Annotated in this window: 13 protein-coding genes and 1 CRISPR repeat array (1 of these 14 cut by a window edge); of the genes, 9 read left to right on the top strand and 4 right to left on the bottom strand. The window is 68.2% G+C overall.

Annotated elements, in window-relative coordinates; genetic code table 11:
• Positions 1 to 850: direct repeats of the CRISPR family, unit length 30 nt; unit sequence GTTCTGACCGTACCTATGAGGGTTTGAAAC (it extends 328 nt beyond the left edge of the window).
• A gap of 16 nt (positions 851 to 866) precedes the next feature.
• The 7 genes from TCCBUS3UF1_RS11560 to cmr6 are packed head-to-tail and all read left to right on the top strand — an operon-like array spanning position 867 to position 7,506.
• A complete protein-coding gene (locus TCCBUS3UF1_RS11560; RefSeq protein WP_014514649.1) occupies positions 867 to 1,106 on the top strand; it encodes a hypothetical protein in 240 nt (79 codons plus the stop codon).
• Positions 1,107 to 1,154: 48 nt separating this feature from the next.
• A complete protein-coding gene (gene cas10 / locus TCCBUS3UF1_RS01100; RefSeq protein WP_014514648.1) occupies positions 1,155 to 2,927 on the top strand; it encodes a type III-B CRISPR-associated protein Cas10/Cmr2 in 1,773 nt (590 codons plus the stop codon).
• The gene (locus TCCBUS3UF1_RS01095; RefSeq protein ID WP_014514647.1) at positions 2,917 to 4,026 is read left to right on the top strand and encodes a type III-B CRISPR module-associated protein Cmr3; all 1,110 of its coding nucleotides are present in this window, start codon (positions 2,917 to 2,919) and stop codon (positions 4,024 to 4,026) included. The genes cas10 and TCCBUS3UF1_RS01095 overlap by 11 nt, the downstream gene beginning before the upstream one ends.
• Positions 4,023 to 5,273, top strand: a complete 1,251-nt coding sequence (cmr1, locus tag TCCBUS3UF1_RS01090; protein WP_014514646.1) for a type III-B CRISPR module RAMP protein Cmr1 — start codon at positions 4,023 to 4,025, stop codon at positions 5,271 to 5,273. Before TCCBUS3UF1_RS01095 ends, cmr1 begins: the two co-directional genes overlap by 4 nt.
• Positions 5,270 to 6,133 (top strand): type III-B CRISPR module RAMP protein Cmr4, encoded by an 864-nt coding sequence (gene cmr4 / locus TCCBUS3UF1_RS01085; protein ID WP_014514645.1) that lies wholly within the window; start codon positions 5,270 to 5,272, stop codon positions 6,131 to 6,133. Before cmr1 ends, cmr4 begins: the two co-directional genes overlap by 4 nt.
• Before the next feature lie 3 nt (positions 6,134 to 6,136).
• Positions 6,137 to 6,481 carry a type III-B CRISPR module-associated protein Cmr5 gene (cmr5, locus tag TCCBUS3UF1_RS01080; protein ID WP_014514644.1) on the top strand — a complete coding sequence of 115 codons (345 nt, stop codon included), beginning with the start codon at positions 6,137 to 6,139 and terminating at the stop codon, positions 6,479 to 6,481.
• A gap of 2 nt (positions 6,482 to 6,483) precedes the next feature.
• The gene (cmr6, locus tag TCCBUS3UF1_RS01075; RefSeq protein WP_014514643.1) at positions 6,484 to 7,506 is read left to right on the top strand and encodes a type III-B CRISPR module RAMP protein Cmr6; all 1,023 of its coding nucleotides are present in this window, start codon (positions 6,484 to 6,486) and stop codon (positions 7,504 to 7,506) included.
• On the opposite strand, the gene TCCBUS3UF1_RS01070 is transcribed toward cmr6, so the two are convergent.
• The 3 genes from TCCBUS3UF1_RS01070 to TCCBUS3UF1_RS11970 all read right to left on the bottom strand — a co-directional run bounded on the left by TCCBUS3UF1_RS01070 (position 7,503) and on the right by TCCBUS3UF1_RS11970 (position 10,276).
• Positions 7,503 to 9,449 carry a hypothetical protein gene (locus TCCBUS3UF1_RS01070; RefSeq protein ID WP_155983238.1) on the bottom strand — a complete coding sequence of 649 codons (1,947 nt, stop codon included), beginning with the start codon at positions 9,447 to 9,449 and terminating at the stop codon, positions 7,503 to 7,505. The genes cmr6 and TCCBUS3UF1_RS01070 overlap by 4 nt on opposite strands.
• 170 nt (positions 9,450 to 9,619) lie before the next feature.
• The gene (locus tag TCCBUS3UF1_RS12265; protein WP_014514641.1) at positions 9,620 to 9,745 is read right to left on the bottom strand and encodes a hypothetical protein; all 126 of its coding nucleotides are present in this window, start codon (positions 9,743 to 9,745) and stop codon (positions 9,620 to 9,622) included.
• A 399-nt stretch (positions 9,746 to 10,144) separates the two neighbouring features.
• Positions 10,145 to 10,276: a GTP-binding protein gene (locus TCCBUS3UF1_RS11970; protein WP_231291404.1), complete on the bottom strand. Its 132-nt coding sequence runs from the start codon at positions 10,274 to 10,276 to the stop codon at positions 10,145 to 10,147.
• A 160-nt stretch (positions 10,277 to 10,436) separates the two neighbouring features.
• On the opposite strand from TCCBUS3UF1_RS11970, the gene TCCBUS3UF1_RS11770 reads away from it, so the two are divergent.
• On the top strand, positions 10,437 to 10,850 hold the full coding sequence (locus tag TCCBUS3UF1_RS11770) for a hypothetical protein (protein ID WP_155983237.1): 414 nt from the start codon (positions 10,437 to 10,439) through the stop codon (positions 10,848 to 10,850).
• Here the strand turns inward: TCCBUS3UF1_RS11770 and TCCBUS3UF1_RS01060 are convergent.
• Positions 10,842 to 12,161, bottom strand: a complete 1,320-nt coding sequence (locus TCCBUS3UF1_RS01060; protein ID WP_014514638.1) for a cobyrinate a,c-diamide synthase — start codon at positions 12,159 to 12,161, stop codon at positions 10,842 to 10,844. The two genes, TCCBUS3UF1_RS11770 and TCCBUS3UF1_RS01060, sit on opposite strands and share 9 nt — an antisense overlap.
• Positions 12,162 to 12,179: 18 nt before the next feature.
• Between TCCBUS3UF1_RS01060 and TCCBUS3UF1_RS01055 the strand changes: the two genes are divergently transcribed.
• A complete protein-coding gene (locus tag TCCBUS3UF1_RS01055; protein WP_155983236.1) occupies positions 12,180 to 14,246 on the top strand; it encodes an argonaute PAZ domain-containing protein in 2,067 nt (688 codons plus the stop codon).
• Positions 14,247 to 14,443: the final 197 nt, after the last annotated feature.

Below are 14,443 nucleotides of genomic sequence, written 5' to 3'. Positions count from 1 at the left end.
GGCCGCCCCCGTTCTGACCGTACCTATGAGGGTTTGAAACCTTCGGTATGCGGCCATAGGCTACGGGACTGCTCTGGTTCTGACCGTACCTATGAGGGTTTGAAACCCTTTATCGCCCATGAGGGCCACCTAGCGCAAGCCCCCCGTTCTGACCGTACCTATGAGGGTTTGAAACTACTGAAGCATGCTTTGGATAGCATGCTTCAACATGTTCTGACCGTACCTATGAGGGTTTGAAACAGGCAAAAGCTGATATCATATGGGTAAACGCACGCTTGTTCTGACCGTACCTATGAGGGTTTGAAACACCTTAATGCAAATCTAGCTTTATTTTCATTGAAAGGTTCTGACCGTACCTATGAGGGTTTGAAACACCTCCCCCGGGGCCGCCTTGGCCTTGGGGGCCTTGTTCTGACCGTACCTATGAGGGTTTGAAACGGCACTGAGCCCGCCCCCAAAACTATGGCCGCCCTAGCCGTTCTGACCGTACCTATGAGGGTTTGAAACGGGCGGCTCTTGGACCGGGGGGTGGTGTGGAAGTCCCGCAGGTTCTGACCGTACCTATGAGGGTTTGAAACCCCGAAATAGTGGGGCGGAGGCTGGCGAGCCTCCGGAGGGTTCTGACCGTACCTATGAGGGTTTGAAACGCGGCTAGGTACGGCGACACCATGTACCGCCCCCTTTCGTTCTGACCGTACCTATGAGGGTTTGAAACCCTGCTTCCAGGGCGTCGGCAAGGTAGTGTCCGTTGGTTCTGACCGTACCTATGAGGGTTTGAAACGACAGGATGGGGGTGAAGTATGCCCGTCCAGGAACCCGAGTTCTGACCGTACCTATGAGGGTTTGAAACAGGGCTTCTGGAGCTGATGGCCTTTCTTAGGGTACTGGAAGACCCGGTGCTGAAGGCCAAGCAGGTCAAGGGGCTGCAGGACCTTGTGGGCGTGCTACAGAGCCGGAACCAACCCCTCCTCATCCACGGCCTCTTGGTGCCCACGGAAAAGCAGGTGGAGCAGGTACAACAACTGGGCCGGGAGCTCTTGAAGGCCCTTCAGGAGGAAGGGGCTCCCTCCTTGGAACTGGAAGTCCTTCCCCTGGAACGCTTGTGAGCCCCGGGAATCCCTGAAGGAGAGCCTTGAGGTAAACTGGGAGGGGTTATGGAAAGCTTGCTGGCCATCAGCCTAGGGCCGGTGCAGGACTTCATCGCCACCGCCCGCCGCACCCGTGACCTCTACGCGGGGAGCCGCCTCCTCTCCGAGGCCGCGGGCAAGGCAGCGGAGGTTCTGGCCGAGCGCCTTGGCCCCGAGAGGCTCATCTTCCCCGCCCCCAAGACAAAGGAAGAGCTAGCTAAGCTGGGCCAAGCGGGCATCCCCAACGTCCTGCTAGCCAGGGTATCCGAGGGGCTGGACCCAGGCGCCCTGGCCGAGGTAGCCCTTGGGGCAGCCCGGGAGTACCTAAGGGAAAAGGCCAAGGAGCTCTTCACCCGGGAAGGGCGGCGTGCTTACGTGAGCTTGGAGGCGGCCCTAGACCAGGTGGGGGACCTGCTGGAGGGCTACTACGCCCATCTGCCCCTGCAAGGGGACTACCCCCAGGCGCGGGAGCGGGTCATGGCCCTCCTGGGAGCCCGGAAGAACACCCGGGACTTCAGACCGGTGTCCTGGGGAAGCCCTGCCTACAAAAGCTCCTTGGACGGGGCGCGGGAAAGCGTTCTGCTCCTGCCCGAGTCCAGGGCAGAGGCCCTCCGGGTCCGCCTCCGCCTGGGCCTGCGGGAAGGGGAGTACCTTTCGGGGCCGGACCTCCTGAAGCGTTGGTGGGAGGCGGAAGGAGGGTTTGTGAGCACCATCCACATGGCAGCCCTGCCCTTTTGGGAAGGGGTGCGCAAGGCAGGCAAAGAGGGGCTTTTCCGCAAGGGCCTCGAGGACCTGGCCCAGCTGGCCGGGGAGGAGGCCAAGGGGAACACCCGCCACCCCGCCCTGAGGGACACCCCCTTCTGGGAGTGGGACGTGCGCCTTCTTTACGAAAGCCGCCTGGAGGAGTTCCCCGCCTTGGGGGAGGATCCGAGGCGCCTGGAGGAGGCACGGGGGCGCCTGAGGCGCCTCCTTGGGGAACTGGGACTGGGCAGCCCCGGGAGCTACTACGCCCTCCTCCACGCCGATGGGGACCGGATGGGAGAGGCGATTGACCGGCAGAAGACCCCTGAGGCCCACCGCGAGCTTTCCCGGGCCCTGGCCCTGGACTTCGCCGCCCAGGTCCGGGAGCTGGTGCAAGGCCGCGGGGGTGGGCTGGTCTACTCTGGGGGGGACGATGTCCTGGCCCTCCTCCCCCTGCACCGGGCCCTGGAGACGGCCTGGGCCCTGGCCAGGCGCTTCCAGGAGGTCATGGCCCGGTTTGGCGGGGGCGAGGGCAAGCCAAGCCTCTCCGTGGGCCTCGCCGTGGTGCACCACCTCGAGCCCCTGCAGGACGCCCTGGAGCTGGCCCGCAAGGCGGAGAGGCTGGCCAAGGAGGGCCCGGAGGGCACCCCCGAGGACGAAAAGAGGAACGCCCTGGGCGTGGCCTACAGCCCCCGCTCGGGCTCGGAGCTCCTGGTCCGGGGGCGGTGGGACGAAACCCCCCGGCTGACCCAGCGGCTCCTCCGCTACGCCGACCTCCTGCGGGCAGGGGAGGTGCCCTCGAGGGCCGCCCACGAGCTTAGGGAACTCCTGGCTTGGCGGAAAGGGCTTTCCGAAGAGGCCCTGGTGGCCGAGGCCCTGCGCATCCTGGGAAGGAAAGCCATGGAAAAAAAATACCGCCAGGAGCTTTCGGACTGGATCCAGAACGCACGGGATGTGGAGCGCTTGGCCCAGGAGCTGATCCTGGCCCGGCCCTTGGCCGAGGCCCTGGACCAGGCCGGCATCCCCGTGGAAAGCCGGGAGGTGTGGGATGCTCATTGAGCCCCGCGACCCCCTGATCGTCCGGGATGGCAGGCCTTTCACCAACAGCCCGGGGGCCAGGGCCCATAGCCTCGCCTTCCCCCTGCCCCAGACCCTGGCCGGGGCCTACCGGGCGCGTCGGGGGATGGAGGAGGGCCTCTCCTTCCCCCAGGACGCGGACCGGGTACGGGAGTGGGGCCTCAAAGGGCCCCTCCTGGCCGAAGAGGCAGAAACGGGGTGGCGGCTCCTGGCACCCCGACCCCTGGATGCCTTGAAGCTGGGGGAAAGGGTCTACGCCCTAAGGCCCCTAGAGGTACCCGAAGGGGCTGGCACCAACCTGCCCCAGGGCCTGTTCCCCGTGGGGTTACCCAAGACGGGCCTGAAGGGGAAGCCCTCCCCCCTGCCCGCCTTTTGGTACTGGGAGGACTGGCAACGCTGGCTCTTGGAGGAAGCCCCAGAGGGCTTCCAACCCAAGGGGCACGGGGGCCCCACCATCGAGGTGCGCACCCACGTGAGCCTTAGGCCCGAAGCGGGGACCGCCCGGGAAGGGGCCCTGTTCCAGACCTCTGGACTGGAGTTTGCCTACAGGAGGGGCGAAGGGGATGGCCGCCCACACCGCCTTGCCCTGGCCCTCTGGCCCGAGGACGGGGTGGAGGTGGAGGGGATCCATCCCTTGGGGGGGGAACGCCGCTTGGCCTACTGGCGCCGGGGCGGCCCCCCCTTGCCCCCCATGCCCTCAGGGCTCCTGGAAGCCCTTTGGGAGCATAGGGCCGCCCGCATCGTCCTCCTCACCCCTGCTTTCTTCCGCAAGGGCTACCTGCCTGAAAAAGACGCCTTCTTGGGGGCCCAAGTGGTGGGGGCCGCGGTGGGCCGGCCCGTGGTGGTCTCGGGGTGGGACCTAAAGAAGGGCAGGCCCAAGCCCACCCGCAGGGCCGTGCCCCCGGGAAGCGTGTATTTCGTGAGGTTGCCGGGGGAGTGGAGCCGGGAAGAAGTCCGTGCCTTTGCGGAAAAGGTCTGGCTGCAAAACCTCTCCGAGGAGGAGACGGACCGCAAGGATGGGTTTGGGCTCGCCGCCTTGGGGGTATGGTCGGGGAAGCCCTGGCGCTGGGAGGAGGTATGAGGAAGTTCCAGGAAGCCTTCGGGCCCAGGAAGCGGGAGGCGGGGGGAAGCTTGGTGCGGCGCGACGGGGTGAGAATCCTCACCTGGGAGCGCAGCTACCTCTTGCTCACCCCCCTGTTTGGCGGGGGAGTGGAGCCCAAGAGGGCCGACCCCGTGAGCGTGGTGCGGGCCACGGAGGTGCGGGGGCAGCTGCGCTTCTGGTGGCGGGCGGTGCGGGGGTGGCAGGCCGAGGGGGACCTGGGACGGCTTTGGCGGCTGGAGGCAAGCCTCTTTGGCCATGCGGGGGAGGGCGGGGCCTCCCCGCTGGCGGTGGAGCTGGAGGTGGTGGAGGAGGGCAAGGAGGAAGCGGCCTTCCAGGACCTCCCCGGCAAAAATTTCCCCCGAGGCCGGTCTGATATAGCCCACCCCTACCTGGCCTTCCCCTTGCAGCGCACCCGCCAGGACCCCGTCAACCACCCGGTGCGGGTAGGGGTGCGCTTCCGCCTCCGCCTGGCTTGCCCCGAGCGCATAGAAGGCCTGGACCCCAAGGAGGAGCTGGAAGCCGCCCTTTGGGCCTGGGAAACCTTTGGCGGGATAGGGGGCCGCACCCGCCGGGGGTTTGGGGCCCTGGCCCTGGAGGGGTCCTCCCCCCCTACGGAGGAGGGGATCCGGGCCCAGCTCCGGCGTTACAGCCGGGAAAGGGGCTGGCCCCCAGGGGTGCCCCACCTGACCCCTAAGAGCCTGGTGCGGGTCATGGGCCTTTCGTGGCGGGAGGTGGCCGAAGCCTACCGAGCCTTCCGGCAAAGGCGGGCCAAGGACGACCCCAGGAATCCTGGCCGCTCCCGCTGGCCCGAGCCCGACCAGGTGCGCCGCCTCACGGGCAGGAACCATCCCCGCCACCCACCCCGCCATCCCGTGGGCAAGTTTCCCCGGGCTCGGTTTGGCCTGCCCATCATCTTCCACTTCAAGGACGAAGGAGACCCCCCCGACACCACTCTGAAGCCCCCCCTCGAGGGCACCGACCGCCTGGCAAGCCCCCTCATCCTTCGCCCCCTGGGGAAGGGGATAACCCTGGTGGCCATCCTGGAGGGAAGCGGGGTGCCAGGGGACAGGGCGGTTCTGGAAACCCATGACAAAAAGCGGTCCTGGGAAGTGCAGGTCGGCCTGACCCCAGAGGAGGCCCAGAGGATAGAGCCCTTGGGAGGGGAGGTGGACCCCCTCAGGGCTTTCTTGAGGTACCTGGAGAACAGGGCTGGAGGTGGACGATGAAAGGACATGCCACAGCGCTCCTTTTCCTGCACGCCCTTTCCCCTTTGCACCCGGGGACGGGGCAAGGCCTTGGGGCCATCGACCTGCCCATCGCCCGGGAGAAGGCCACGGGCATCCCCTACCTGCCGGGCAGCTCCCTCAAAGGGGTGTTGCGGGACCGGGCTCGAGGGGAAGGCTGGGACGAGGACACCCTGGAAGCGGTCTTCGGCCCGGAGACCGAAAGGGCCTCCGAGCATGCGGGAGCCCTCCAGGTGGGGGACGCCAGGCTCCTCCTCCTCCCGGTGCGGAGCCTTTACGGGGTCTTCGCCCATGTGACGAGCCCCTACCTCCTGGAACGCTTCCTGAGGGAGGCCAGGATGGTGGGCCTCAACCCGCCCGAGGGGCCGGCGGCTCCCCCCCAGGAAGGGGTGGCCGTGGCCCCCGGGTCCCACCTGGCGGCCGAGGGGCGGGTTTTCCTCGAGGACCTGGACCTTCGGGCCCAGGCGGGGGAGGCCGTGGGGGCTTGGGAGGCATGGCTCTCCCAGCAGACCCAGGCCCCGGTAGGGGGCCGGATGGCCGTGGTCCACGACGACCTCATGGGCTTTCTCCTGGAAACCGCCACCGAGGTGGTGGCCCGCATCCGCCTGGAGGACACCACCAAAACCGTGGCCAGGGGGGCCCTCTGGTACGAGGAAAGCCTGCCGGCGGAAAGCGTGCTCTACAGCCTGGTGCGGACCGAGGCCTCCCATCGCAAGACCAAACCCTTGGGCGCCGCAAGCGTGCTGGAGCTATTCCAAGGCCTTGTGGACGGCCAGGCCCTGCAGCTTGGGGGTAAGGCCACGGTGGGCCGGGGGCTCTGCCGGGTCAGGGTGGGGAGGTAGCCCGTGCGGACGCGCTCGCAGAACTGGGCCCAGGCGGCCTACGAAAGGGTCCGGGCCCGCAAGGACTGGGAAAAGCGGGAGGAGTACCAGGACATGGCCCTGAAGCTCCCGGTCCTGGTACGCCAGGCGGGGCTTTCGCAGGCCCTGGCCTTCGTCCACTCCCGGGGCAAGGAGGGCCATAGGGCCGTGGGGGACGACCTGGCCGCCGTGTTGGGCCACGGAAACCTGGAAGCCTTGGCGGAGGCGGCCAGGAGGGCCGAGCTCCTCCAGTACCTGAGGCTTACCCGGGAGGTCCTCCAGGTGGCGGAGTGGTTCAAGCGCTTTGCCCAGGCCCTTTTGGAGGATTAGCCATGGGACGCAGGGAGGCGCTGCAAGGGGTTCGGCTGGACCCGCAGGGGACCCACCGGGGGCTTTGGCTGGACAAGTACCTGGCCGAGGCCGAAAGGGAGGACACCGAGGCCAAGGGCAGGCTGGTCAAGGAGGTGGCGGGAATCGCCGAGCCCCAGGGGTACGGGGCCTTTTTCGCCCGCTACCTGGAGGCCCTGGAAGCCATGGGGGCGGAAACGCGGCGCGCCACCACCCGGAGCCGCCTGGTGGTGGGCCTGGGGGGAGAGGGGGTACTGGAGACCAGCCTCACCCTCCACCGCACCTACAGCGTCCCCTATATCCCCGGCTCGGCCCTCAAGGGCCTGGCCAGCCGCTACGCCCACCTCTACCTGGAAGGGGAGGCCTGGCGGAGGGACCCCCGGGGTGAGGCCCAGGCGGGCCTCTTCGGCACCACGGAGGAACAGGGGGCGGTGGTCTTCTTTGACGCCCTCCCCTACCCCAAGACCTGGAGGATCCACCCCGACCTCATGAACCCCCACCACGCCGACTACTACGGGGGTGGGGGAGCCCCCCCAGCGGACTGGGATAGCCCCGTGCCCGTCCCTTTCCTGAGCGTCAAGGGCACCTTCCTCCTGGCCCTGGCCCCGGCCCCGGGCGTACCCCGGGAGGAGGCCCGGCCCTGGCTCCAGGCCGCCTGGCGCATCCTGGCTTGGGCCCTCAGGGAGGAGGGGGTAGGGGCCAAGACGGCCTCGGGGTACGGGAGGATGGACCTGGAGGGAGAATCCGCCCCCTCACCCCCCCAGGCCGCCTCCAGCCCAGCCTACGAGGCCCTTCGCACCCAGCTCAGGTCCACCAAGTACCGGGATCTCCCGGCCTTCCTGGAAAGGGAGGCGCAGGCCATCCTGGGGCTCAGCCCCCAGGAGCTCCGAGGCCTCAAGGAGGCCATGGAGGAAAGGAAGTTCCTACAAAACGCCGCGGACCTCAAGGCGTGGGCCAAAAGGAGCGAAACCCTCAGGCAGGTGTTGCAAAAGCTGGGGGTTCTCTAGGGCCATCCCCAATCCCTGAGGGCTTCCTCTAGCTCCTCAGGGAAGGCGTAGACCCGGCCCCCGGGGTATGGGGTTCCGCCCTCGAGGCTGAGGAGACGGAGCCTTGGGTTGCGCAGGACCCAGGGAAGCTCCGCCGGGGGTTTCTCGTGAGGTTTCCACCTTCCCCGCTGGACCAGAAGGAGGCCACGGCCAAACACCCCGCCGAAGTTTTCCTGCAGCACGAAGAGGGCGGCGTCCTCCTGGTGTTTGGAGAGGGCCGAGCGGAGGTCGGGCTTGCACTCCACAAAGGCCAGGCTCCCCCGGTGCCAGACCAAGCCGTCCACCTCCCTGGGGTTCAGCCCAGGGTGGGCCCAAAGGGGGCGTAGGTGGGCACCTGGCTCCACCCTGGCCCCCCTAGGGGTAAGCAGGCGGTGCAGGTGGAAGAAGGCCAGGTACTCTAGGGCCAGCCCCGCGCTGGGCCGCAAGTCCCTCCAGCGTAGCCTGAAACCCTCCGCCTCGGCGGCAAAACTTTTCTCCCATGCCTCCAAGAAGGCCCTGGCACGCTGGGGGTCTTCCACGTGGCGCAAAAACTCCTCCGCCCTGGCCAACACTTCCTGGTGGGGCTGGATCTGCCCCAGCTTCGGGTCCCTCTCCAACTGGTAGCCATAAAGGTGCAACACCGCCTCCGGCCCCACCTCGGCCCAGGGCACGGGCAGGGGATCCCCCTCTGGGAGCCCCTCAAGGGTGCTCCCCCGAAGGTACTCCACCCGGAAGCCCGGGGGAAGGACCCGGAGCAGGCCCAGGGCCATGGCCTTGGTTCCCCCGGCCAGGTTGGCTACCCCGGAAAGCCCCCGGGCCTGGATCGCCCCAAGCACCGGAGCGAAAAGGGCTTCCACCTCGTCCAAAGCCCATGGACCCGATACCTGCCGCACCTGCACCCGGGCCCCCAAACGGGAAAAGGCTGCCTGGGCCGAGGCCAGCCGGCCCAGGCGCCTTTCCAGGTCCTGCGTGGACACCAGCAGCACCTCCTTGGGCCGATGGACCAGGAAAGAGGCCAGGAGAGGGATGGGCTGCTCGCTCAGAAGGCCCAGGAGAACGGGACCGGCCTCCGGGGGCCGGAAGGGCAGGTCCTTGGCCCCCGGGTTTGGAGAGGGTAGGGAAAGGGCGCGCCCCAAGGCCCCCTCCTCCCGGGGATCAAGGGCTAAGACCCCCGCCTCGCGGGCGTAGGTCTGGTAGTGGGCCAGAACCCACTCGCGGTTGTTCTCGTGCTGGCCCAGGACCTTGTCCATGGGCAGGAGGGCCACGCCTAGGGCTTGCTGCCCGCCCAGGCGCTTGGCTTTTTCCCTTAGGCGGTTGACCTGGTCCTTAAAGGCCGGGTGGGGGCGAGGCAGGAAAACCAGAGGGCGTCCTGCTTCCACCCCATAGAGCACCTCCTCTCCCTCGAGGTCCAGGAGAGTCCAGGAAACCCCGGCCAAGGCGGGAGGGACCCGGCCAGGCTCCCCTCGGGGTTTGGCGCCCGCCGGGCGGGCGTAGAGGGCGAGGTAGTCCTCGAGGGAGAGGCCTTCCTCCTTGGGAAGAGGTCCCACCCACCCCGAAAGCTCCACCAAGACCGGCTGGGCGCCGTGGGCTTCGATGAGAAAGCCTGGCCATCCCCGGGCCGAGGCCAGGCGGTAAAGGCGGAAGAAGGTGGCCTTGTCCCCCCCGGTTAGGTTGAGAACCAGGGGCTCCTGGTGGCCTTCCACAAAGCCCAAGTCCACCCACTCCACCCTGAAGCCAAGGCCGTGCAGCCATCCCTGGAGGGCCTCGAGGCGGGGCCGCCGTAGGGGTTCCTCGGGCGAGTGGTCCCTCACCAAAAAGACACGGGGCGCAGGGGTGGAAGCAGCAAAGCGCCTGAGGAAGACCCTAGCCCCCATGGCCCCGGGGGCAGGGTCATTGCCCACCAGAGACACCAAGGCCCAATGCACAGCAAAAGTATTTTCCAAAACCAAACCCCAGGCAACCCAAGCCACCTGGGGGAAAGCCGGGAGATTTCGGCCCGCAGGGCCATTCCCGGAGGCCGGGGATGGGCAGGCCACCTGATACTTCTGCTCCCGGTCAGCCCTAGGGCCTAAGCCCTTGGGGGAAACCATGCCCTTCAGCGCAGCAGGGTTAGGAGGGGCAGGACCACCCCTAGGCCGGTGAAGACCAGCATGAGGCGGTTGAAGGGGGTGTTGATTTCAGCCTTAACCTCCTGCCACAAAGCGGCGATACCCCTTTCCATCTCCTGCCGCAGGACGGTTACCCTCTGCCTGGTCTCTCCCCTCAGGGCCTAGATCTCCCCCCTGAGCTCCTGCCGGAAAGCCTCCAGCCTGCCTTCCAGGCTTCCGTTCGGGGAGAAGGCGCACCACCGCCTCCACAATCCCTTCCAGCTTGAGGAGGCGTTCCTCCGTGGTGATCCCCCATAGGATACCCCTCCCAGGCCCTTCCGCCAGGGCACGGTGCCTGCCTCTGGGAGGGGGGTTCCCCTTTCCCCAAAGCCTTGCCCCGTGGGGGCAAGAACATGCCCAATCCAGGGCTACGGCGGGAGGGCGCCTCGAGGACCCCATGGACATCCTGCAGGGACAAGCACCCCAACGCCCAGAGGAGCGTGGGCGGGACCGGAGGTCCGCGGGTTGGTCCTCTACCCCAGACAAACGGCCAGGGCCCGTTCCAGCTCCTGCCGCCGCAGGATCCCCTGGCCGATGAAAACGATTTCCGTGGCCTCCTCCTCTCCGCCTAGGTCCAGGTAGGGAACCTCTGGATGGGCTTCCACCTCCTCTAGGGCCTCGAGGGGCCAGGCTCTCCTCCGCTTGGGAAGAGGAGAGCCGGGGGATGGTGGGCGAGGCGCACAAACCCCTTGGCCCAGAGGACATAGGGGGAAGGCCTTGCAGAAACTCCCAGAAGGCCTGGAAGGGGAAGGGCCGCCTCTCCCTGTGGGCGAAGCTCTGGAAGCCGTCCTCCTCCGTCTCCCTGAGGGGGTTGGACCACTCCCGCTCCCAACCGGGGTGGCGGACCCCCTCCTCGTAGCTGTAGAGGCCTGCGCCCAGGATCTCCTTGAAGTCCACCCAAGGCAAAAGCCGGGTAGGGTTATTCCTACCCGGGGTAGGCTTCACCTCCCGCTACTAAAGATAGTGCTTTATCAAAGCCAAGCCCGCGGATACCACAAATCCATCAAGAAAAAGGATAAAAACCCCCTTCGGAGCACACCTTCCCATAAAAGCGACTCCCATGGGGGTAGGCTCATCCAGCTCCCCCACCTCTTCGGCCAACTCGGCCAGGGTGAGGTGAAAGAGGCCTCCCCGAGGGAAAACCGCGGCCAGAGAACCCTCCCCAAACCTCTACCCTAGGGGGTTCTGGGCACTGAGGAGAAGGCGTAGGGCCCCCTGGGGCCTGGCGGGCAGGTAGAGGTGGACGAAGCTGGCCAGGACCCTCCCGTCCGTGTACCCCTCCACCTCCTCCCCTCCCACCCGGCGCCAAGCGGGGCTCGGGGAAGGGGGGAGGTGGGCGTAGTGGAACTCGTGCCCCTTGAAGGCCTCCCCCCTTTGGGCCAGGGGGCTATCCCGGAGGGCCTCCACCTCCCGGTAGCCCAGGACCGGCCTCTCCCCCATCCGCGCCTCCCCGGGCACCAGGCCCACCATGGGGAAGAAGGCCTCCCCCACCCAAAGCCCCCGGGAGAGGTACATGTACCCCCCGCACTCGGCCACCACGGGCCCCCTGAAGCGGCGGATGGCCTCCCTCATGGGGGTGTTCTCCGAGAGCTCCCGGGCGAAGAGCTCGGGGTAGCCACCCCCCAGGAGGAGGGCCTCGGCCTGGGGCAAGGCCCCATCGGCCAGGGGGCTAAAGGGGATGAGCTCGGCCCCCAGGGCCTCCAGGAGCTCCAGGGCCTCGGGGTAGTAGAAGCGGAAAGCCCGGTCCCAGGCGTAGGCCACCCGGGCCCTGGGGGGGTGCCTTTCGGGGAGGAAGGGGGGGGCCTCGGGCAGGGGCGGGGCCTCCCCTGCCAGGCGCAAGAGCCCCTCCAGGTCCAGCCGGAGGGCCTTCCTCAGGGCCTCCAGGGGAGGCCGCACCTCCCCCGCCAGCACCAAACCCAGGTGCCGCTCGGGAAGCTCCAGGCCAGGGTCCAGGGGCAGCCAGCCCAGGAGGGGGAGGCCCAAGGGGGCCAGGGCCTCCCTCAGGATCTCCGCGTGGCGCGCCGAGCCCACCCGGTTGGCCAGCACCCCCACCACCCGCACCCCGGGGTCAAAGCGGGCAAACCCCTGGACCAGGGGGGCGATGGAGCCCGCCATCCCCCCCGCGTCCACCACCAGGACCACGGGGGCCTGGAGGAGCCTCGCCACCTGGGCGGTGGAGCCCACCCGGCCCTGGGGGTCCTTGCCGTCAAAGAGGCCCATGACCCCCTCGATGAGGGCCAGGTCCGCCCCCCTGGCCCCGTGGCGGAAGAGGGAGAGGAGCCCCTCCCCGTCCAGGAAGAAGCCGTCCAGGTTGTAGGGGCGCCGGCCCGAGGCCAGCTCCAGGTGGGTGGGGTCGATGTAGTCCGGGCCCACCTTGAAGGGCTGGACGGCCAGGCCCCGCTCCCGGAGGGCCTGGAGGAGGGCCAGGGCCAAGGTGGTCTTCCCCGCCCCGGAATGGGGGGCCGCGAGGAGGAGCCTGGGAAGCTGCACGCCTTTATGATAGGCCCTGTGCAGACCGTGGAAGTTTTCCTGAACCGCTTCCCCTTGCGCCCCTTGGAGGAGGAGGAAGCCTCCCCTTGGCTCCTTCAGGTGCAGCTGGACCCTCCCCCGGAACCCGAGGCCACCTACGCCCTCCTGGGCCGCCTGGCCCGGCAGGTGGGCCCCATGGTGGCCCGCTTCGGTACAGGCCTGGTTTCCTGGTCGCTACCGGAAGGGCTGGCCTTGGAGGGGCAAGTGGCGGGGAGTAGGGGGTCCCACGCCTACCGCCTTCTGCCCCAGGGCCGGCGCCCCCTGGACCCCGCCCGGCCTGGGGACCGGGAGGCCCTGAACGCCCTGGCCCGGCGGCGCCTGGAGCTTGGCCTGCAGCAGGCCTTCCCCAAAGGCTACCGCGTTGAGGGCCGGCGGCTCCTTGGCCTCAAACCCCTAAGAGAAGGCCCCGGATGGCGGCTTCTACGGGGAGCCGAGCTGGACCTGATGGTGGACCCTGAGGGCCGATGGCTGCTGGAGGTGGACCTGGTCCACCGCCTCGAGGCCACCCTGGACCTCGAGGGGTGGCTGGCCCAGGGGCATCCCCTTCCCGCCAGGGCCCGCAACGCCTACGGGGGAGGCTACCGGGGGGTGTGGGAGGTGGTCCGCCTGGGGGAGGAGGCCCCGGAGGAGGTCCTCCTGGAGAACGGGCTCAGCCTCCTCGCCTACCACAAGCAAAAGGGGCACTGGGAAGGGGGATCCCCGGGGCGGGTGGTCTGGGTGCGGGACCCCAGGAGGGCCAAGGAAACCCCCCACCTCACCGGGCTCTTGGTGCCCGTCCTCACCCTGGAGGAGCTGGAAGAACCCCTGGCCCTGCAGATCCCACCGGAGCCGCGCCGGAAGGACGCCGAGCAGGTGGCCCGGGTGGTGGCCCAGAGACTTTTCGGCCTCCCCGAAGCCCGCCCTCTCCGGGTCCAGGCCCGGCGCCTTCCGCAAGCCCAGCTGCGGGCCCATGGGGGTAAGCGGGTGGGCAAGCCCGCGGACGCCCTTAGGGTGGGGGCCCTGGGGGCCCGGGAGGCCACGGTGGCCCTTCTCCGCCTGGACGGGGGCCAGGGATGGCCTCCTCTTCTCCTCGAGGCCCTAAAGGGGGTAGCCCGGGCCAGCGGGGTGTCCATGAGGTTTCTCATAGGGCAGACACCCCTACCCGAGCGGGAACTGGCCTTCCGCCAGGCCTTGGAGGGGATCCGGGCCCAAGGGGCCGAGGCCCTTCTGGTCCTCACCCCACCCTTGAGCCCGGAAAGGCGGAACCGCCTCAAGGCCCTAGCCCTGCAGGAAGGCCTACCCACCCAGCTCCTCAACACCCCCCTCGGCCCTGGGGATCGGCACCGGATGGCCAATGCCCTCCTGGGCCTCCTGGCCAAGCTGGGCTGGCCGGTGGTGGCCCTGGAAGGGAGGTATGCCGCCGAGCTGGCCGTGGGGTTTGATGCCGGGGGCCGGGATACCCTCCGCTTTGGCGGCGCCGCCTGCGCCACCACGGGGGACGGAAGCTTCCTCGGCTGGGCCCTTCCGGAGGCCCAGGTGGGGGAACGCATCCCCGAACGGGTAGCCTGGGACCTGCTGGCGAATACCCTAAAGGGGTTTCACAACGCTTACGGCCGCTTTCCCCGCCACGTCCTCCTCCTCCGGGATGGGCGGATCCCGCAAGGGGAGTTCCGCCTGGCCCTGGAAGGGCTACGCCAGGAGGAGATCAGCTACGACCTCATCTCCGTGCGCAAGACAGGGGGTGGACGGATCTATCCCGTGCGGGGCCGGTTGGGGGACGGGGTCTTCCTCCCCCTGGAAGGGGATGCTTTCCTGCTCCTCACCGTGCACCGGGAAGGCCGGGGTACGCCGAGGCCCCTCAAGGTGGTGCGGGAAGCAGGGGAAACCCCCTTGGAGGAGGTAGCGCGGCAAGTCTACCACCTGACCCGCCTGTACCCTCCCAGCGGCTTCCTCTTTCCCCGCCTGCCCGCCCCCTTGCACCTGGCCGACCGCCTGGTGAAGGAGCGGGCCCGGGTGGGAAGCTTCCCCCAGGGCCGCATCCAACCCAGCAGCCTGTTCTTCGTCTAGGCCTCCCCTTCCCGCAGGACCCGCCAGCCCGCCTTGTAATGGAGGCTGAACCGGGCTACCGCCTCTTGCAGATAAGGACCCTGGTGTCTTTGGACCAGGGGTTCTGGGAGCAACGCGTATGGACTACCCCAAGGAGGTTCCACCCTGCTTCTTCATCATGGTTGGTCTGCAAAGCTTCATCCCCACCAAGCCTCCTC

The sequence above is a fragment of the Thermus sp. CCB_US3_UF1 genome (genome assembly GCF_000236585.1).
Classification (GTDB): Bacteria; Deinococcota; Deinococci; order Deinococcales; family Thermaceae; genus Thermus.
This window is presented reverse-complemented; position numbering and strand designations above follow the sequence as displayed.

Bases quoted from the DNA above. Each gene is read 5' to 3' on its own strand.
- cas10 (WP_014514648.1), top strand. From the start codon at position 1,155: ATGGAAAGCTTGCTGGCCATCAGCCTAGGGCCGGTGCAGGACTTCATC.
- cmr4 (WP_014514645.1), top strand. From the start codon at position 5,270: ATGAAAGGACATGCCACAGCGCTCCTTTTCCTGCACGCCCTTTCCCCT.
- TCCBUS3UF1_RS12265 (WP_014514641.1), bottom strand. From the start codon at position 9,745: ATGGAAAGGGGTATCGCCGCTTTGTGGCAGGAGGTTAAGGCTGAAATC.
- cmr1 (WP_014514646.1), top strand. From the start codon at position 4,023: ATGAGGAAGTTCCAGGAAGCCTTCGGGCCCAGGAAGCGGGAGGCGGGG.
- TCCBUS3UF1_RS01095 (WP_014514647.1), top strand. From the start codon at position 2,917: ATGCTCATTGAGCCCCGCGACCCCCTGATCGTCCGGGATGGCAGGCCT.
- TCCBUS3UF1_RS11560 (WP_014514649.1), top strand. From the start codon at position 867: ATGGCCTTTCTTAGGGTACTGGAAGACCCGGTGCTGAAGGCCAAGCAG.
- cmr6 (WP_014514643.1), top strand. From the start codon at position 6,484: ATGGGACGCAGGGAGGCGCTGCAAGGGGTTCGGCTGGACCCGCAGGGG.